Source organism: Oceanobacillus profundus (assembly GCF_003515705.1).
GTDB lineage: Bacteria > Bacillota > Bacilli > Bacillales > Amphibacillaceae > Oceanobacillus > Oceanobacillus profundus.
Genome location: NZ_QWEH01000002.1, coordinates 130,272 through 150,184, shown reverse-complemented (window position 1 = coordinate 150,184; position 19,913 = coordinate 130,272). Strand labels below are relative to the sequence as shown.

The following is a 19,913-nucleotide window of genomic DNA, read 5'->3' as shown; positions in this document are numbered from 1 at the left end:
TTAGAAAACATACAAAAAAGGAAGAGTTTTAATGTATGAAACAAAAACAGTTAAGGAAAAGCTGAAGCTATTTATCATTATTTTAATTCCTATCTTAATAACGCAAATCAGCATGAACCTCATGACATTCTTTGATACGATGATGTCTGGACGCTCTAGTGCTGCAGACCTTGCAGGCGTAGCAATTGGGGCTAGCCTCTGGGTTCCGATCTCTACCGGGATTAATGGAATTGTTTTGGCAATCACGCCAATTATAGCACACTTGATTGGCGGACGAGCTGATAAGGATATACCAAAAGTTATTCAACAAGGAATTTATTTAGCAATTATTTTATCTATCTTGATTATGGTGGCCGGTGTGATTTTCTTAGAACCGATACTATCTATGATGGATCTGGAATCTGAGGTGCGACATGTCGCAAAATATTATCTGTTCACACTAGGAATTGGTATTATTCCCTTGTTTATTTTTAATACAATTCGTTGTTTTATGGATGGCCTCGGACAGACACGCATTTCCATGATCATCATTCTGATCTCCCTGCCACTTAATGTTATCTTTAATTATATATTTATTTTCGGAAAATTAGGGGTGCCGGCATTAGGTGGTATAGGAGCAGGCATTGCAACTGCGATTACGTATTTTATCGTGTGCATTATTGCTCTTTACTTTCTTCATCGAATTCAGCCTTTCAAGAAATTTGCTGTGTTTGCTAAATGGTTTAAACCTTCCCTCAAACAATGGCGTAACCAATTAAAGATTGGTATACCAATTGGTGCAGCAATATTTTTTGAGACAAGTATTTTCTCAGCTGTAACGTTATTGATGAGCGTTTACAGCACAAATACAATAGCGGCACACCAAGCGGCATTGAACTTCGCTAGTCTCTTGTATATGATTCCACTAAGTGTCGGGATGGCGTTAACAATTACGGTTGGCTTCGAAGCAGGTGCTAAGCGTTATAAAGATGCACGTGCATATGGATACATCGGAATGAGCGGAGGTATATTTATCGCACTCTTTGCAGGAGTTATTTTGTATTTATTGAATGGTCCTGTAGCTGCCCTTTACAATTCCGATCCAGAAGTGATTGAGCTAACGAAGCAATTTATTTATTTTGCTATTTTTTATCAGTTGGCAGATGCATTTGGTGCTCCAATTCAAGGTATACTTCGTGGTTATAAAGATGTAAATATGACATTGATTATTGCATTAATCTCTTATTGGGCTATCGGGCTTCCAATTGGCTGGTTATTAGCAAATTACACTGCTCTGGAGCCATTTGGCTACTGGGTTGGAATTATTGTTGGCCTCAGCGCTGGCGCAGTTGCATTATTATGGCGACTTCTCTATATTCAGAAGAAATATGCGTTTTCTAAAAAAGCACATCCAGTTGAATGAAAGGGTTTCGTTTATAGGTGCATATTAGTTAAACAACAAAACTGACGTATGGCAATTCATACGTCAGTTTTGTTGTTATTCTAACGATTAATGCTTAAATTAGGTTTTTGGCATCCGAATATCTCATTTATTTTTTATTGGACAAGATATTGTACATATAAAAAACGATGGCAATTTGGCTGTCAATTTAGATAATAGACCTTTGTTTATAAAGTACAAAAGAACCTCTTTTAAAAGATCCAGGTCAATTTCTCCTTATTATTAAACTTCCTCGATGGATTCAATTTACTCCTAAATTCTAAAGCACCCGTAATTTAATATAATTTGCTTCACAAATGGAGAGAGAGCAATAAAGTCAGAACTATAAAAAGCTAACGTCTCGTCCAACTTTAAAGCATTTTTGAATCTAAATGGAATTAGTCCAACACATTAAGATCACGATCGAATATTTCTTCATTATCCATGCCTGTTGAAGTGAAAATGCACTATTAAAATTCTCGCAAGGCATGGATACAGATGGAGAAACAAGCATAGTCAGTAGGACACGGATTTAAAACAATGCCAATAGCTTTATTCGTTCGGATAAAGATCTTTATATGTTTCTACTGTATGTTTAATTAAATCCTTTAAAACATTGGTATCGATATCAGCTAATTTATTTACATAAATACAAGCCTTACTCTTCGTGTGTTTACCAAAGTTTTCTAATAATTTTTCCCTTTTCTCACTTTCATAGTCCAAATAAAGACTAATTTTCGCTTTTCTTGGTGAAAAACCCACTAAAGGCGCATCCCCTTCACGTCCTGATGCATACTTATAGTGATAGCTACCAAAACCTATAATACTAGGCCCCCACATTTTTGCTTCGTAACCAGTTACTTCTTCAAATATTTCCAATAACTGATAGGCATCTGCCTTCTTCTTCTCATTTTCCACACTTTCAATAAATCCAATTACACTGTTGTCGGTTTCTTTCATCTTCGGTTCATACATATATGCGCTCTCCAATTCTCTGAGTAAACAATTGCTTACGATATTGTCATCATTATTACATTCTAGAATACAAGTCCAATTTCCTGCATTAAAGATGGGAAACTACTTTTTATACATTCATTACTTTATAAATAAACCTCTTATCCGTTAAAAAACGAGCATAAGAATTATGGAAACCTTCCTCTAGAACCAACGGACTGTTTTGAAGTTCCTCTGGGAGATTAATTAAATTTACTTTTTTATTGAGCACAATAGGTGCCGTTTAATTTCTTGTTCAACTCTTGCACCATTAATTAAGAAAGGTTTTATTAATTAACGGTAAACCTGTCTTCCTTCAAAACGACATCTACAAGACCCTCTAAATCAGCATCATTATTATCAAGCATAAACTCCTCTGGAAAATAATTTGAATTAAAATCTTTAACAATTTGTCTAATTCTTTCTTCTCCTACATACGCAATTCCACTTCGTAGCCTATCCCTATTAATTAGGATATTTATATCACTTTTAATTACTATTATTTTAATGTTAATATCTAAATGTTTCATTCTATCTATAACAGAAAATATCTGTTCTTTAGAAAAAACATAATCAGTAACTACATTCATATTATTTTGTGTAAAGTTTTCAACCAGAGCAACTATATTGTCCCATAAGACATTCAGAAAAAAATTATCGTGATCATCACAAGGATGTACCCATCCTTTCTTTACCAAATTGTATAGCACATCCCCCTCTATATGTACACATAATCCATCCATACTTTTACATATCTTATCAGCCAATGTACTCTTTCCAGCCCCAGGGGGACCACTTATCAAAAAGACTGTTCTTTTTGAATTCAAAAAATCACGCCCTCTGAAATGAATTATATATTATAAATATGATATGTTACTAAACTTATTACGGAACTTAATATTCTGCGTTGATAGGAGTCTTTATTGTGTGTTTTTAAGACAATTTTAAATGTTTACTATCAAATATCATAATATTAATGCAACAGGTCCCGCTCATCCTTCTTCTCAACTATCCTGACCCTTCGTTTAAGTACATTCCTTCACAAATTATTCTTATCTACATTATTTATTTTAAGATTGCTACTTAGATTAAGGCACAAGTATGAGGCCTCCTATAATATTAATAGAATAGCCCCATATGTTGAAAATGATAAAGATTGATTGACTTATTTTAAATTTAACTACTGTTCAATGCCTTTCCTTCTTCAAAACTTTTTTAAAATGATGGATCCCTTCAGGTACTTCCTCACTACCATTTGGATCAAGAAGCCACTCAATCATTTTGTAAGGCATTTTAGACTCGTTGTCATTTCAGGTGAAGTTATAGCACTTATTATCATCTTCACATCCCATAATTAAATGGAAACTTATCTTAAATTTTCTATAACCTTTAGATCCACTCACCGTGTCTCCTCTCACACTCTTCATTATATTTGAGAAAAAAGAATTATAAGCCCAACAAGAAATGCAAAGAAAAGACGATTGACTTAATACCCAACTGCTTAACTCTCACCAGTTGAATAAAAATGCTGAAATGATTCACCTTCGTTATATAGTTAATAGGATAATCGCTATCCTCGGAATAGATTAATTCTAATTTTTCCCCAAAGCTTTTCATGCGAGGTCATAAATAAGATTATCATGATCTTGGAAATTGGTTTTTCATTCACTATCTTACTTTCTTACATTGTCCAACCTTCACTATGGCTTAATAAAGACAACCTTAAAAGGTGGATATGAAGTGTGCCTTCTTTCGCTAATTTAGCTATGTATATCAATTCCTGTTTTAGTCAAACCACAATAAAGTTTACCTAAACTCATATGGGTAAGATAATCATCCTGTTCATAAAATTTTACGGTAACTTATTACCGCGTGAAGCCGTATACAGAGAATACCATTCTTCACGAGTCATAATCTCCGCCTGTTGGATTGCATCCTGGCATTTAGCAATTCTATCTGGATTTGTTGTACCAATGACAGGCTGAACCATAGCTGGATGACGCATTAACCATCCAAGCACAATTGCTTCTGCGGAGGTTTCTTTTTCTAATGCTAATTTTTTCACCAGCTCTATCGTGGCTAGCTCCGATTCTGACGGATTATCTATGGAGCGACCAGAATAGATTCCATTTGCTAAAGGTGACCATGCTTGAATTTGTACATTGGCTAAGCGACAATATTCAATTGTCCCATCTGGAAAATTCACAGCTGTCCCTTCCTTTTGGTTCACTAAAACACCTTGCTCTAGCCAATCTACTTGCTGTAAGCTCATATTCAGTTGGTTAACAATCATAGGTTCAGAACAGTAAGCGTTCAAAAATTGGATTTGAGAAGCACTCATATTAGATACCCCAAAATGACGAACTTTTCCTGACCTCTTCAATGTTTCGAATGCCTCTGCTACTTCTTCTGGTTCCATTATGGGGTCGGGACGATGCAATAAAAGAATATCTAAATACTCGGTGTTCATTCTATTTAGGATACCATCGACTGAATTCAGGATATAATCCTTTGAGAAATCATAGCGACCTGGATTCTTGCCATCTGCAAATCGAATACCACATTTTGATTGAAGTGCTATGTTTTCTCTGAGTTCCGGACGCGATTTTAAGATTTCACCAAATACTTTTTCCGCTTTTCCCATATTATAAATGTCGGCATGATCAAACATTGTAATTCCGTGAGATAATGCTGCATCGATTGCTTTTTCTGTTTTTAGTATATCCTCTTTTGTGTAAGCAGTTTGATCCCTGTCTCCCCCAAACCCCATACAGCCTAGTATGAGACGGCTTGTTGTGATTCCCATTTTTTCAATAGGCATTACTTTCATGTATCTTCCTCCTGACATACTAAATTCATAATATAATTTTGTTTGTTTTCTATCAGAATTATAGCACCTTCTGTTAAATTAAACTGTCCTGTTCGTACGATATCAGAAACTTTAATTAAAGCATTGGTTAGCTTAATATTAACATTTGCATATCATTAAGATGTTTCCATCCGGATCTTTGAAATTAAAATAATGATTATGCTCGATTGGTGTAATTAAATCAACATCCTTTTTACTCATAAAATGGAATGCTTCTTCAATGCTTTTTGTATTGAAGTGGAATGCTGGAACTTTAAATATTCTATCTTCTGAATAGATCTTGCTGTCTAACACAATCCCTGTGCCTTCCATAGGAATAACGTAAAGATGACCGAATTGAATCTCCCCATCTGTTTCTAGTCCTAAAATATCGCAGTACCAATCTCTCGCTTTCTCTATGTTGCTTACTGGAATGAATACTGTTCCTATTTGTTTTAAGATAGGATTATCCATAAAAATCCCCCCCTTTAAATAACCTTATTAAATATTCCATATACTAAGTATAAAATCCTGCTTCTTTAGTAAAAAAAGACCGCCGCATTGACTAGCTCATTGTTATATTAAAACACCTGTTCGTTTAAGTGCAATTGTCTAAATAAGACTTAATTTCTTGTCTACTCTTTAAAATAATAATCTCTTTTGTAGAATCTAAGGCTTGAAAGTTCTGAAATTGTTCGATCATTTTTCTTTTACGAGGATAATAAGTAGTATATATAAACCTAATGAATTTCCAATCTAACTTTTCCTTACAACCATTTCCCATATCAGGCCGTGTTTTGCCGATGTTCTTTAGCCATCGCTTAACAACACGATATAAACAAACATATAATGGTAATTCCAAATAAATTATTGTGTCAGCGTGTTTTGCGCGAATCTGAATAGTATTACTATAGTTTCCTTCAATTATCCATTGACCTTGTTTTACAATCTCTTGCTGTGCTTCCGAAAACTCTTCTAATGTGGCTTCTACCCAGTTTGGCTTCCAATATAAGGCGTCTAAATGATTAACTTTTATATGAAGCTCTTTCCCTAACTTTTGTGCGAAAGTTGACTTCCCAACACCTGCCGAAACTCCAATTACCATTATTTTTTTCATCCTAAGTCACCACCTCTTAACAGGTTTTATAATCTGTTTAGTATCTCTTTTTCAATAATACCATAATATTCAAAAATATTTACCGAAAGAAAAAGACAACCATTTTTATGATTGCCTTGTTTAACAATGCACCCTTTAATAGAATAACTAAGAGTCATTCGCTGAAACCGTTACAGGTTCAAGCTATAAATCACATATACCAAAGTAAATCATTTTTCATTTTTTTACCTTGTCTTCTTTCCTTCTTTACAACTACCCATTTACCATTTAACCTAGACAGTTGAAAAACAATGTTAGTTCCATCTGCCTTTTTAAAAAGAATGTATCCTTGATTATTCTTAATAAAGGTAACTGGCTCTATAATATTTTTATATGGGGGTTTTATTTCGGGATTTAAATCATTCACTATGATGTCCGTTACAATATCCGATAGAGATTTGTATTCCTTTTGTTTTTCCGATTTATATAATAGTTGTTCATATTTAATTTTTTTGAAGGAGTTTAAGTTTATTTTAAATGTCTCTTTGATATCTGTAATAGTCTCATTATAGAAATTTGCTATTTTGCTTTCTTCTTCATCTCCCTCGTGGATGAATTTAATGACTTTGACCTTGTCTACTTCCACTCCAAGGATTATTGTTTCTTTACCGTAAGGGGGATTATGAGCTTCTTCAAAGGTATTTACTTGAACTTTGACTTTAAAACTAAATCCACCGTCTTTTTCTCTTGATATACCGAGTATTTTTGCATCGTACAAACCATACGATTTATGATAGCCGTAATACTTTTCTACTGCTTCTGATATATACGGATCCAATAAAGTAATCAATGTGTCGAGCAGCAATTTATTTTCTATTTTATTTTGTTTGGCATTCGTGTCATTTGGCTGGATAAGAATAATGAACAAGAAAATTAAAAGTACAAAACACAATTTGTTTTTCATATACACCCACCTAAAATTCTTTAGGTTTAGGATTTCCCTTACTGAAAATACAATACAACCCTTTAAGTCGAGCAACCACGCATTTTTTTTGACAATAAATAGACGGTAGAGTTTTCTGGCTTCCAAGTTAGTTACACCTGCCCACCTATCCATTAATTTCGCAATTGATCATTCAGCGATATAGTCCGATTGTTGAACAGAAGCTAAACACGACTCTTCAAGTATTCTGCCTCGTTCGTTCAAGACCTTTTATTCATAAGAAAACTGCACCTCCAATTGAGGTGCAGTTCATTTTAGTCTACTTTTGTTTCCAATTTTAACGGTCGATTTTAATGTCAGTTGAGGTGTATTTTTGGAAAATGCACCTCAAAACGAATCCTTTACAGTTGTTTGGATGAAACGAACAACCCTCGTGCCAGGTCTTCATTATAAAAATAACCCTGTAATAGTTGCTGATAAAATCGAAGCTAGAATCGAACCAGCTAATAATTTCATTCCAAATCCGGAAGCTTGTACTGCTTTTTTCGCATCGATACCTTTTACCGTTCCAGCAATAATACCGATAGATGAGAAGTTAGCGAAACTTGTTAAGAATACTGTAACAATACCAATTGTTTTCTCTGACATTGTATCCAGAAACGGTTGAAATTCAAGCATAGCTACAAATTCATTGGTAACGATTTTCATACCCATAACTGCTCCAGCGTCTATAACTTCACTTGGATCAATCCCCATTAGAATACCGAGCGGAGCAAGAATATAACCTAAAATTTGCTGCAATGTTACCCCTGCAAAGATAAATTGAATAATCCAGTTAACCAAGGATAATGAAGCAATAAAAGCTATTAGCATAGCAGCAACAATCAAAGCAATTTTACCGCCCTCTAATGCACCGTTCCCCATTGCTTCAAAAATACTTTTATCCTGCGTTACATTACTTATATCAACATAATCCTCTTCCTTTGGTACTCGAACTGGTGCAATGATTGAAGCTATCATTAAACCACTAAACATATTTAAAGGAAGTGCTACTAAGATATACTGTGGTGGGAGCATTAGAATATAGGAACCTACAATTGCTGCTGAAACGGAACTCATTGCAGAAGCACAAACGATGTACAAACGATTTTCCGATAAATGGTGAAATTGGGATCGAATTGCAATTAATGCCTCTGACTGACCGAAAAAGATACTATTCACCCCGTTAAAGGATTCAATTTTAGGTAAGCCTGTAATTTTAGAAATAGCTGCACCAATATACTTAATTATCAATGGTAAAATTTTTAAATACGTAAGCACAGAAAGAAGTGTTGCGAAAAAGATAATTTGCAGTAATACGTTGAAGAAGAATACGCCACCATCTTCTAACGCAAATCCGCCAAGCACAAAGCTTATCCCTTCTACACCAAATTCAATTAGCTTATTAAATACAGCAGAGATACCATCAATGATTGCTTTTCCAATCTGTGTGGAAAACATAAACCATGTTATTAACAGCTGACAAACCAGCATAATGCCGATTCCCTTGTAATTAATTATTTTCTTATTATTGGACATTAAATAGGCTAGGCCTAAGGTAATAATTATCGCTAAAATACCGAGAAGTATACCCATCACGGTAAAGCCTCCTTTAAGAAACAGTATTAAAATAGTTTTTCCCTATTTTTATCTTTTTTAACATATAAATTTCCTGTTTGTTTGAGCCGTAAAAAACTGTCTCCCTTCGGTTGTGGAGACAGTATTCATTTGGCAGATAAGAATAAGAATGTCTTAAACATTCTTATTGCCTAAGGGCAACTATGGGATTTACATAAAAGCTTGGTAAATGCCAAGTTTTCTAATCAATGCGTTGGGAAAAAGGCCATTTGGATAAGAAAAATCACACCAAACACATATAAAATCCAATGCACTTCCTTACCTTTACCACTTACAAGCTTCAATATTGGATACGTTATAAACCCAATAGCAATTCCTGTTGCAATACTTGATGTGAATGGCATTGTTAAGATGACTGCAAATGCCGGGAAAGCTTCATCAAATGCTTTCCAGTTAACCTTAGCCAGTCCTTCCATCATAAAACACCCTACAATAATTAAAACTGGTGAAGTAATGGCTGGCAAACCAGCGATTACTGAAATTATAGGTGTAAAGAAAATCGACAGCGCAAATAGAATTGCCACAACAATCGATGTTAATCCGGTTCTTCCCCCTGCTGCAACTCCTGAGGTAGATTCAATATAAGCTGTTGAAGGGCTTGTCCCAAACATCGAGCCAACAGTCGTTGCGGTTGCATCTGCTAAAAGTGCCTGCTTTGCACGCGGCATTTTTCCGTCTTTCATAAACCCTGCTTGTTCGGCAACTCCTATCATTGTTCCAGTAGTGTCAAACAGTGTTACTAATAAAAAGGCAAATACTACTGTATAAAGACCGTTTGAGAATACGCCACCTATATCCATATCAAAAAATACTGGTGCAGGAGGTGCAGATAGAACACCTGTCACCGTTAACTGTCCTGTAAAATATGCAATGATTGCCGTAGCAAGCATACCGATGAATAGTGCACCTTTTATCTTCATAACAAAAAGAATTAGTGTGATTAATAACCCCACTAAGGTTAATACAATCATCGGATCATGTAAATCACCAAGCCCAACAATCGTCTCTGGATTCGCTACAACAATCCCTGAATTGCGCAGCCCGACGAAAGCAATAAACAAACCAATACCAGAAGTAATTCCATATTTTAATGATGGTGGGATTGCACCAATCAATGTTTCACGCAGCTTTGTTAAACTAAGAATAATAAAAAGAATTCCAGCTAAAAATACAGTGCCAAACACTACTTGATAGGACAACCCTTGCGTTGCGACAATACTCGCAAAGTATGCATTTAACCCCATACCAGGAGCAATTGCTATTGGGTAATTCGCGAAAATCCCCATAATTAAAGTACCTACTATAGCAGCAATAACGGTTGCCATAAATACCTGTTCAAATGGAATTCCTACAGAAGATAAAATAGCAGGATTTACAACAACAATATAAGCCATCGTTAGAAATGTTGTTGTTCCAGCAACAACCTCCGTACGGATATCTGTATTATTTTGTTTTAGTTTAAAGCCCTTATCCATATAATACCCCTTACTTTCCGTATATTTTTACCAACGTTTACTATAATATTCGTTTCACTACTATTTTGCAATGGTTAACTTGAGATTAAAGCAATTGTCATTGATTTTTCATCGATTCTTAAATTGGGATATGGTTGGGCAGAAATTGCAGATGGGGCAATTTGTGGATTAGGTGGATATATGGACTAAGCGATTAATTTGAGACGTATGGTAATCGCGATTTTCCAGTGAAACAACACGTAAAAAACCTTTGCTGATACTTTCACAGCAAAGGTTTTTTTCTATTCAACTATTAACCTTCTAATAATAAATCATATGGGTCTTCTAGCATTTGTTTTACACGTACAAGGAATTGAACCGCTTCTTTTCCATCGACAATTCGATGGTCGTAAGATAATGCAAGGTACATCATTGGACGAACTTGGATTGAATCATCCGGCATTACCATTGCTCGTTTAACAATGTTATGCATTCCTAGGATTCCTACTTGTGGTGCATTTAAAATTGGTGTAGACATCATAGAACCAAATGTACCACCGTTTGTAATAGTAAATGAGCCACCTTGTAAATCCTTCAATCCTAATTTATTATCACGCGCTTTTTTGCCTAGGTTGACAATTTCACCTTCAATACCTGCAAAGTCAAGACGATCTGCATCACGTACTACTGGGACGACAAGACCTTCATCTGTGGATACTGCAATACCGATATCGTAAAATTTCTTTACAACTAGCTCATTACCTTGAATTTCTGCATTCAGTAATGGGAACTCCTTTAGTGCTCCTACAACAGCTTTTGTAAAAAAGGACATAAAGCCAAGCTTCACACCATTTTTCTCTAAAAATTTATCTTTACGCTGTTTTCGAAGATCCATCACAGCAGTCATATCCACTTCGTTAAACGTTGTTAGCATCGCAGTTTCGTGTTGAACATTTACAAGATTTTTAGCAATTGTTTGACGTCGACGGGTCATTTTCACACGCTCAACTGGCTTATCAAACTCCGTTTTATTTGCAGCTGCTGGTGCTTCTTTTTTAGCAGGAGCTGATTTAGATGCTTTTGGTTCACTTGATGCTTGTGCTGCGGCATCTACATCTTCTGGACGAATTCGACCGAGCGGATCACGGGCATTCACTTTACTCAAATCAATATTTAGCTCACGCGCACGTTTTCTAGCCGCTGGAGAAGCAATCACTTCAGAATTGTTATGATCCTTTTCAGAATTTGCTTCTGGAGCTTTTGGAGCCTCTACTGGTTGCTCTTTCGCAGCTTCCTCTTGCTTCTCTTCCTTTGGTGTTTCAGCAGGTGCAGTACTTCCGCCTGCTTCTCCATTCTCATCTAAGCTTGCAATCGTATCTCCTACGGAAACATCGTCACCTTCTTCACTGAGAATTTCGGTAATAACACCAGAGAAGTCAGAGTTGACTTCAACGTTTACTTTATCCGTTTCCAGCTCAACAATCGGATCTCCCTTTTCTACTTTATCCCCTTTTTTCACGAGCCATTCTGCAATCGTACCTTCTGTAATGGATTCAGCTAGTTCTGGAATCTTAATTTCTTGCACTGGATTTTCCCCCTTCAGATATGTTTAGCGCCTGATTGATAATTTTGTTTTGAGCTGTTTTATGAACACTTGGTATTCCACCAGCTGGTGCTGAACGACTTGGTCTGCTAATTACGCGTAATTTCTGCCCTTCTTGTAATAATTCTCGTAAGTAATCATCCACAAAATTCCAAGCCCCCATATTTTTCGGCTCTTCTTGCACCCAGACAATTTCTTTTAGATTCGGTAAATGTTTTAACTCTTCTTCCAATGCTTTTTTCGGGAACGGATAAATCTGTTCCAATCGAATAGCTCGTAACCATTCAAAGCTTTGATCTGAAGTTTCCATTGTTTCCTCTATATCAATCATGATTTTTCCACTGCCGATTAAGAGACGAGTCGCACTCTCTTTATTCACCTCTAAACCTGGTTGGTTACGCAACGTTTTAAATTTCCCTGTTGTAAACTCTTCTGCCGGCGCCCCCATTTTAGGATGACGAATGAGACTGCTTTTTGGCGTCATTAGAATTAAAGGTCTTGCTTGTTCACGCCCACGTAATGCTGCTTGTCTGCGTAACAAATGGAAAAGCTGTGCAGATGATGTAACGTTCGCTACAATCCAGTTGTTCTCCGCTGCCATTTGTAAAAACCTTTCCAAACGTGCACTGGAGTGTTCTGGACCCTGTCCTTCATAACCATGCGGCAGAAGAATAACCATATTGGATTTTTCTCCCCATTTAGCACGTGATGATGATATAAATTGGTCAAAGATTACTTGACCAGCATTCGCAAAATCACCAAATTGTGCTTCCCAAATAACTAGCGTGTTTGGCGAATGAACACTATAACCGTATTCATAACCTAAAACAGCAGCTTCTGATAATGGACTGTTTCGAATATCAAAGGATGCTTTTGCATCGGTTAACCCGTGCATTGGGCTATACTTTTCATTTGTTACCGTATCATGGAGCACAATATGACGGTGTGCAAATGTACCTCTCTCCGAATCTTGACCAGTGAGACGTATTGGAATTCCATCTCGTAAAATAGATGCATATGCCAGTGTTTCACCAGTACCCCAGTCCGCCGTATTTCCTTCTTCGAAAGCTTTTTCACGGCGTTTCAAAATCTTTTCTGTTTTCTTGAACCCATTAAATCCTTCCGGGCGTTTCAGCAAATCTTTATTTAAGGATTTTAATGTTTCCAGATCAATTGCAGTTTCAAACTGATCCAACCCATTTAATAGCACTTCAGGCATTAATTTTGCTTCTGGCTGACCAATATCATGCTCTTTCATATTTTTATAAATGTCGGTTAATTTTGTTTCGACATCCTCTTTCAGTTTATCAAAGTCCCCTGGATCAATAATGTTTTTCTCTTCCAATGCATTAGCAAATATCTCTGCTACAGGCGGATGGTTATCAATTTCTTGATATAATTTCGGCTGTGTCGTTCTTGGCTCGTCCATTTCATTATGACCAAACCTTCGATAACCAACTAAATCAATCATGAAATCTTTACGAAACTTTTGTCGGTATGCATAAGCTATTTTTATGGCTGACAAGCATGAAATTGGGTCATCAGCGTTTACTCGGACAACCGGTATTTCAAATCCTTTCGCTAAATCACTTGCATAACGAGTGGATCGGCCATCCTCCCGGTCAGTTGTATAGCCTAAAAGGTTGTTTGCAATGATATGAAGCGCCCCACCTGTATTGTAACCAGGTAGCCCACTTAAGTTTAACGTTTCTGCAACAACACCTTCTCCAATAAATGCTGCATCACCATGAATAAGAACAGCAAGCGCTTTATTGAAATCACGCTTCGGATAACCTTTTTCTGACCGGTCATCTTGTGCTGCACGTGCGAAGCCTTCTACTACTGGATTCACAAATTCTAAATGTGATGGGTTATGTGCTAACGTAATGCGGGTTTTTAACGCATCCCCACTACTGACTTCTCGCTTTGCCCCATAATGATATTTCACATCACCTGTCCAGCCATAATTAATTGCTGCTGACCCTTCTGATGGCATCAATTCTTTATCTTTCGAGTAGTTAAACTCTGAGAAAATTTTATCGTATGGCTTCCCTAAAACATTTGCAAGAACGGCTAGACGACCACGATGAGCCATGCCCATCATTACATTTTCAATTCCATCCTTAGCTGCATAGTGTACGATTCGATCAATCATCGGCACCATTACCTCTAAGCCTTCAATTGAAAAACGCTTTTGTCCGACAAATGTTTTTTGCAAGAAATGTTCAAAACCTTGTACATCTACGAGCCGCTCTAAAACTACCTTTCGCTGCTCATCCGTTAATTCAAGTCTAGCATTTCCATTTTCAATTAAATCAAAAAGCCATTTTCGTTCTTCATGGTTATTCACATGATCATATTCAAATGTGATGGTACCCGTATAATATTTCCTTAGACGGTTTACAACATCTAATCCATTCTCCACATCACTTGGAGCTTTATCCCATACCCAGGAGGCTGGAATACTTTTTAAATCTTCTTCCGTTAAATCATACGTTTTCAATTCCAGTAAGTTCGTTTTGCTTCCTTTATAGCCACCAATCGAGTAAATATCTGCCTCCGTGTGACCATAACGACGAATAGCCTCAACAAGTTGCATCGCTGAGGTTAATTTTTTTACACTACTTGCTAATGTCTTTTGTGATACGGATTGCCCTGCATTTTCTTGTTGGTACATCCATGCAGGAGCCCCATACTTATCGAACATCTCTTTAATAGATGGTTCGACAGCTTCAGGGTCTTCTCTGTACAATTCATACTGTTGTTCTAAATACCCCGAGTTTGGTCCATGAAATTGCCCCCAGAATCTCTCTACAGATTCTCCATTTTCTGCCACGTCTGATACCCCCATTAGAAGTTAACTTCCCCCGCCATGTAAACGGTTCAATTTTATTATAGATATGTAACTACGTTTCATCAACTAATATACCTTATTTTTAGCCCACTTACAATATATGTACATACTTTTCAATATATTTATTTATTCCAAATTTTAATTAAATTGCAGGAGGAAATTCATCAAATTTTATCACTGGAATCAATCGGAAAAAATGCCTTTTCCAAGTACTTATATTAGAGGGATCAACCAAATAAATTGGATGATAGTTTCCTTATTGAAATAATTTCGTTATAATAGGGGCATATTCAATTAAAACGCTTTATTTTCATAATAAGGAGGAAATTCTCATGAAATTAGCATTACTTATGGGTGTTATTCTAACATTCGTCGTTTCTTTTTTCACTTCTGGCTATGAAGCAAAACCTGGGGTGCCTAAGAAAAACCAATAATGGTATGAAGTAAAAGTAACATATCCTAAAAAATCCGCTCAGCATTATTTGCCGAACGGGTTTTTTACCTTATATCAAATTTGGAAAGCCTTGCTGTCTTAATGCTTCATAGATAATAATCGCGGCCGTATTCGACAGATTCAGTGACCTTACTTTATCATTCATATGAATTCGCAAGCATTGGTCTTCTCTACCGATTAAAAGCTCTTTCGGAAATCCAGTTGATTCTCTTCCAAAAACAAAAAATATATCTTCTTCTTTTTTGCTATAATCAAAATCAGAATAGTGCTTTGTTCCGAAGTTTTCAATATAATAATAGACACCATTTGGATACTGCTCATATAATTGATCCATCGAATCATGCTCATGGACATCGACATGTTTCCAATAATCCAACCCAGCTCTACGCAGCATCTTATCATCTGTCGAAAAGCCGAGTGGACGAATCAAGTGAAGTGTAGTATCAGTTGCTAAACACGTTCTTCCAATATTTCCAGTATTAGCAGGTATCTCTGGTTGATATAATACGACATGTAAACTCAACATTCATTCTCCTTAACAATTTATTAACCCTACTATTATAGGTTGTTAAAAAATTCCGGTAAAAATGACACATCGAATTTCTTCGTTGGCTTGCTTTTCCGTTCCTCACGTATTAATTGCATACGTTCCGGTACTCAAAACTTCGCCGCCTCAAACTTCTCGGTCATTTTCATCCTCATTTTTAACCCTACTATTATAGCACTAATCATCCCCAATTCGGAAAAATTTATAGTTAATCTCTGGTGTCCATGCAGTTGAATCCTCATAGGACCAATAGCGATTCCTGCTATTATCCGTATGTGCATTAACAAGTGGCATTCCATAGGCATCTTTGGCAACAACAATTGTGTTATGATCCCACCTGCCATCTCCTTGGAAATCATAACAAATTACATCCCCGGGAATGAGCTGATCCGCTCGCTCCATTTCCTTTCCTTTTAAACCCTGATTCGATCCACTTAGATACCATCTTAATGAATGAGCCACAGCCCAGCTGAAACTCCAATTATCCGTTTGGTACCACCAACCTCGCTCCCTCACAGGGGCTCCCCACATTGGTGCCCCTCCAGCACGCAGGCATTGTGATACATAGTTTGTACAGTCAACATCAAAAACGCGATATTCTGGATTATAACTATTCCACCAACGCTCCGCATATTGGACAGCAGCTAAACGATCATAAGCGAATCTTTCTCCCTCTTGTTTCCTCGTTTTCAATTCTTGTTCGATTCCTTTTCTATTTGTAGCAGTCTTTCTTTCAATTCCTTGGTGATTCTTCACAACGCCACCCTCATATCGAAAGCGGTATGGTATAAGCTGTTCCTCTACGTGAAACTGTCCTTTTTGTTTGATTACATATCGAAGGTGTAATGTATAATCGAAATTTGTGCTGTTATCATAATGGAGCCTTTGGAATATTTTTCCGTTCACTTTCAACCGAACTATTTCTGCTTCTCGGTCTTTCAGAGAAGCCTGCTTACGTGTCCACCAAACCGGAACGTCATCCGATTCATTTTGAAAAAAATCGAGCCACAGCTGCTTTATTTCTTCCATAAAAAATCCCCTCCACAAAAAGTATATGGAGGGGAAGCTTGGCATAATCTTTCAATGACAAAATATTATTTAATTCATGATTTATACTTGAATTCTAAACCTTTTTCCATTTCAAATAGTACTTGGTCGTCTTTTTCATTTTCCATAGCAGCCTCAATTGCCCGGAATGCTTCCACAGTTCCTATTTTCCCAAGAGCCCAGGCTGCAGTACCGCGAATCACCGGACGAGGATCTTCTTTCATTACACTAATCATTTCCGGGATCGCTGTTTTATCTTTATAATGACCAAGTGCGATTAACGCGTTTCGCTGCAATGGTTTCTTCCCTCGCCACGAACCGGACATGTGACCAAATTTTTCTTTAAATGAACGATTGGAAATCCGCAGCATTGGCTCAAGCTTGGGTTTTGCCAAATCATGCTCCGGTTCAAATTCAGGATGGATATGAGAATCAATTCCTTTATTCCTTGGGCAAACTTGCTGACAGGTATCGCATCCGTATAGGCGATTTCCTAGCTTTGTTCGAAATTCGTCGGGCAAGAAATCCTTTGTCTGAGTTAAAAATGCAATGCAGCGCTGTGCGTTTAATCTACCACCTTCAACAAGTGCACCGGTAGGACACGCGTCCATGCATTTCGTGCAATCACCACAGCTATCCTCGATCGGGTCATCTGGAACAAATGGAATATTGGTTATCATTTCACCTAAATAGACAAACGAACCAAATTCGGGTGTAATAATCGATGTGTTCTTTCCACTAAATCCGATTCCAGCTCTTTCTGCAACAGCACGGTCTGAAAGTTCACCGGTATCGACCATTACTTTATTGCTAACCTCTGGAACCTTTTCCTGGATAAAAGCTGCGAGCTTTTCTAAACGGTCACGCAAGACAACGTGGTAATCAATTCCCCAAGAGGCGCGGGCAAACAATCCACGCCTTTCCTCTTTTGTACTTCTTGGCGCGTCTTTCATACGAGAAGGGTAGGCAATCGCAATGGAAATGATTGACTGCGCTTCTGGTAATAGACGTTGTGGTTCTGTGCGTTCTTCTAGACTTCCTTTTTCGAAGCCTGATTGAAAGTTCGATTCCTGCTGTCTTCTTAATCGCTCTCTCAGCTCCCCAAATACATCTGCTGAGGCAAAACCAATTTTGTCTATTCCAATCTCCTTCGCATAATCAATAATCTCCTGTTTCAATTGCTCTGTTCGCATCTGAACAACCTCCCTTCTACTTTTGTTTTACAATTGCTGTTCGCATCCGGTTTAACACAGCCGCAATTTCGTGTCTGCGAGGACGTGCAAGATCCCCTGGATGCTGATTTTTAAATACAGTGAATGAAGCCAAACCAACAGCATCCAACTGACGTTCTATCTCATCGAGCATTTCATGTAATGATTTATGCTTAAAGTCATTTGTACGCGCCAAATAATGTATTATTTCAGCAATCATACGAGTCTGCGATAAATCAATTAATTGTTCTGTATAATCAAAGGTAATTGGTGTCTTCCCCATTACAATTTGATACAGTCCTTTGGCTTGTATTTTCATTCGATTTGCCTTTTCAAGTTTTAACGATTCAGGCTGAAAATAACGATTGGTTGTTTCATTAAAACCTGATTGTGCACGTACCTGACGTTCTATTGGATGCTTCTCTATAATCACACGCGCTTGATCTGTTACATCATAAGGGATATATTCATCCATCATTACAACTGAATCTGCTACTGAGAAATAATCACCTGATCCTCCCATAACAAGAATCGTAGAAATGCCAAATTGATTAGAAAGCTGTTTAATTCGATCAATAAATGGTGTAATTGGTTCCTTATTTTGGCTAACAAGCTGTTGCATACGATAATCACGAATCATAAAATTTGTTGCACTTGTATCTTCATCAATCAGCAGTGTTTTTGCCCCAGCCTCCAATGCCTCCATCACATTAGCCGCCTGCGAGGTACTGCCGCTTGCATTTTCTGTAGAAAAGCATGCTGTATCTTGTGCATTTGGTAAGTTATTAATAAAGGAGGAAATATTGACAGCAGTAACCTGTCTTCCATCCTCAGCACGGATCTTCACTGCATCTGGATCTGTTAATACATATTCCCGCCCGTCACCTTTTTGGTGAAAATACACACCGCGTTCAATAGCCTTTAACAAGGTGCTTTTACCATGATATCCTCCACCAACTATTAATGTAATCCCCTTTTTAATCGCCATTCCTTTTAGCGGATGTGCTTGGTGTGGAATTGTTATAGAAACCTCAGACGCTTTCGGACTTTGAAACGGCACAGCATGTTTAAACGGTGTATTCCGAATGCCGCTTTCCCGCGGAAGTATGGACCCATTCGCAATAAAAGCAATCCAATTTTGCCGCTTCATTTCATTAAGAATTGCTTCCTGCTGATCAGCCAGCTTTATCGCCGTCTCTATTTCGCTATTTGTTATTTTAAATATAGAATTTTTTATAATAGATGGAATTGCTGCCGTAAAGAGCTTCTCGGCTTCTCTTGCATTAATGCGTCGACCATTAGCGGGTAGACCAACAGAAATACAAATTGTTATCGCCTTTGGACTAATTTGCAATGCCGTCCGTTCTAAAACTTCCTGTCCAGGGCGATCAAAGAAAATCATACCGCTTTTCCCTGAACCTTTCACGGAAAAAGACTGTCTATCCGTTTCCTTCCCTACAACTCGTGCAATTGCATCCTCTACAGCTACTTTTCGAGTTCGGGTTTGCAGCCATTCCGGACGAATCGAACGTCTATCCCCTGATATAACAACCCGAATCTTGGACGGTGTCGCAAATGGATCTCCTTGTACATAATCTATATATAAGTCATAGTCGTCAAATTGATAATGACCTTGAATGCTTTTATAACCTTTATAGCTCTTATTATCCAGTTGCCTTAGTTGCTGAAGCAAGTTTTTCATCGTGATCCCTCATCATTTAAATATTAATTTCCTATAGAATACTACTTAAAAAATGATAAATTCA

The 19,913-nt window shown here is 37.2% G+C and carries 15 protein-coding genes; 1 reads left to right on the top strand and 14 read right to left on the bottom strand.

Features of this window, described 5'->3' with window-relative positions; genetic code table 11:
• Window positions 1-31 precede the first annotated feature (31 nt).
• A complete protein-coding gene (locus D1B32_RS03880; protein WP_118888679.1) occupies window positions 32-1,402 on the top strand; it encodes an MATE family efflux transporter in 1,371 nt (456 codons plus the stop codon).
• Between the two features lie 570 nt (window positions 1,403-1,972).
• On the opposite strand, the gene D1B32_RS03875 is transcribed toward D1B32_RS03880, so the two are convergent.
• The 14 genes from D1B32_RS03875 to D1B32_RS03810 form a co-directional block, all read right to left on the bottom strand.
• Entirely contained in the window at window positions 1,973-2,395 is a 423-nt protein-coding gene (locus tag D1B32_RS03875) for a DUF1801 domain-containing protein (protein ID WP_118888678.1), read from the bottom strand.
• Between the two features lie 308 nt (window positions 2,396-2,703).
• Window positions 2,704-3,240, bottom strand: a complete 537-nt coding sequence (locus tag D1B32_RS03870) for an AAA family ATPase (RefSeq protein ID WP_158586202.1) — start codon at window positions 3,238-3,240, stop codon at window positions 2,704-2,706.
• 1,025 nt (window positions 3,241-4,265) lie between these two features.
• Window positions 4,266-5,243, bottom strand: coding sequence for an aldo/keto reductase (locus tag D1B32_RS03865; RefSeq protein ID WP_118888676.1), 978 nt, complete (start codon window positions 5,241-5,243; stop codon window positions 4,266-4,268).
• 138 nt (window positions 5,244-5,381) lie between these two features.
• Complete coding sequence (locus D1B32_RS03860; RefSeq protein WP_118888675.1) at window positions 5,382-5,735, bottom strand: VOC family protein; 354 nt, start codon at window positions 5,733-5,735, stop codon at window positions 5,382-5,384.
• A gap of 124 nt (window positions 5,736-5,859) precedes the next feature.
• Complete coding sequence (locus tag D1B32_RS03855) at window positions 5,860-6,378, bottom strand: DNA topology modulation protein (RefSeq protein ID WP_118888674.1); 519 nt, start codon at window positions 6,376-6,378, stop codon at window positions 5,860-5,862.
• A 190-nt stretch (window positions 6,379-6,568) separates the two neighbouring features.
• Complete coding sequence (locus D1B32_RS03850; protein WP_158586201.1) at window positions 6,569-7,321, bottom strand: DUF3888 domain-containing protein; 753 nt, start codon at window positions 7,319-7,321, stop codon at window positions 6,569-6,571.
• Window positions 7,322-7,747: 426 nt separating this feature from the next.
• The gene (locus D1B32_RS03845; RefSeq protein WP_118888672.1) at window positions 7,748-8,935 is read right to left on the bottom strand and encodes a NupC/NupG family nucleoside CNT transporter; all 1,188 of its coding nucleotides are present in this window, start codon (window positions 8,933-8,935) and stop codon (window positions 7,748-7,750) included.
• A gap of 227 nt (window positions 8,936-9,162) precedes the next feature.
• The gene (locus D1B32_RS03840; protein WP_095309804.1) at window positions 9,163-10,452 is read right to left on the bottom strand and encodes an NCS2 family permease; all 1,290 of its coding nucleotides are present in this window, start codon (window positions 10,450-10,452) and stop codon (window positions 9,163-9,165) included.
• A 292-nt stretch (window positions 10,453-10,744) separates the two neighbouring features.
• The gene (odhB, locus tag D1B32_RS03835; RefSeq protein WP_118888671.1) at window positions 10,745-12,016 is read right to left on the bottom strand and encodes a 2-oxoglutarate dehydrogenase complex dihydrolipoyllysine-residue succinyltransferase; all 1,272 of its coding nucleotides are present in this window, start codon (window positions 12,014-12,016) and stop codon (window positions 10,745-10,747) included.
• A complete protein-coding gene (locus D1B32_RS03830; protein WP_118888670.1) occupies window positions 12,003-14,870 on the bottom strand; it encodes a 2-oxoglutarate dehydrogenase E1 component in 2,868 nt (955 codons plus the stop codon). Before D1B32_RS03830 ends, odhB begins: the two co-directional genes overlap by 14 nt.
• Window positions 14,871-15,391: 521 nt before the next feature.
• Window positions 15,392-15,865: a tRNA (uridine(34)/cytosine(34)/5-carboxymethylaminomethyluridine(34)-2'-O)-methyltransferase TrmL gene (gene trmL / locus D1B32_RS03825; protein ID WP_095309810.1), complete on the bottom strand. Its 474-nt coding sequence runs from the start codon at window positions 15,863-15,865 to the stop codon at window positions 15,392-15,394.
• Window positions 15,866-16,066: 201 nt separating this feature from the next.
• Window positions 16,067-16,918 (bottom strand): amidase domain-containing protein, encoded by an 852-nt coding sequence (locus D1B32_RS03820; RefSeq protein WP_118888669.1) that lies wholly within the window; start codon window positions 16,916-16,918, stop codon window positions 16,067-16,069.
• Window positions 16,919-16,992: 74 nt separating this feature from the next.
• Entirely contained in the window at window positions 16,993-18,129 is a 1,137-nt protein-coding gene (gene queG, locus D1B32_RS03815; RefSeq protein ID WP_118888668.1) for a tRNA epoxyqueuosine(34) reductase QueG, read from the bottom strand.
• Window positions 18,130-18,145: 16 nt separating this feature from the next.
• On the bottom strand, window positions 18,146-19,849 hold the full coding sequence (locus D1B32_RS03810; RefSeq protein WP_118888667.1) for an ABC-ATPase domain-containing protein: 1,704 nt from the start codon (window positions 19,847-19,849) through the stop codon (window positions 18,146-18,148).
• Window positions 19,850-19,913 lie beyond the last annotated feature (64 nt).

Excerpts from the sequence above, each read along its gene's own strand:
- D1B32_RS03810 (WP_118888667.1), bottom strand. The coding sequence starts at position 19,849 with ATGAAAAACTTGCTTCAGCAACTAAGGCAACTGGATAATAAGAGCTAT.
- D1B32_RS03820 (WP_118888669.1), bottom strand. The coding sequence starts at position 16,918 with ATGGAAGAAATAAAGCAGCTGTGGCTCGATTTTTTTCAAAATGAATCG.
- D1B32_RS03860 (WP_118888675.1), bottom strand. The coding sequence starts at position 5,735 with ATGGATAATCCTATCTTAAAACAAATAGGAACAGTATTCATTCCAGTA.
- D1B32_RS03850 (WP_158586201.1), bottom strand. The coding sequence starts at position 7,321 with ATGAAAAACAAATTGTGTTTTGTACTTTTAATTTTCTTGTTCATTATT.
- D1B32_RS03865 (WP_118888676.1), bottom strand. The coding sequence starts at position 5,243 with ATGAAAGTAATGCCTATTGAAAAAATGGGAATCACAACAAGCCGTCTC.
- queG (WP_118888668.1), bottom strand. The coding sequence starts at position 18,129 with ATGCGAACAGAGCAATTGAAACAGGAGATTATTGATTATGCGAAGGAG.
- D1B32_RS03840 (WP_095309804.1), bottom strand. The coding sequence starts at position 10,452 with ATGGATAAGGGCTTTAAACTAAAACAAAATAATACAGATATCCGTACG.
- D1B32_RS03845 (WP_118888672.1), bottom strand. The coding sequence starts at position 8,935 with ATGGGTATACTTCTCGGTATTTTAGCGATAATTATTACCTTAGGCCTA.
- D1B32_RS03875 (WP_118888678.1), bottom strand. The coding sequence starts at position 2,395 with ATGTATGAACCGAAGATGAAAGAAACCGACAACAGTGTAATTGGATTT.
- D1B32_RS03855 (WP_118888674.1), bottom strand. The coding sequence starts at position 6,378 with ATGAAAAAAATAATGGTAATTGGAGTTTCGGCAGGTGTTGGGAAGTCA.
- D1B32_RS03880 (WP_118888679.1), top strand. The coding sequence starts at position 32 with ATGTATGAAACAAAAACAGTTAAGGAAAAGCTGAAGCTATTTATCATT.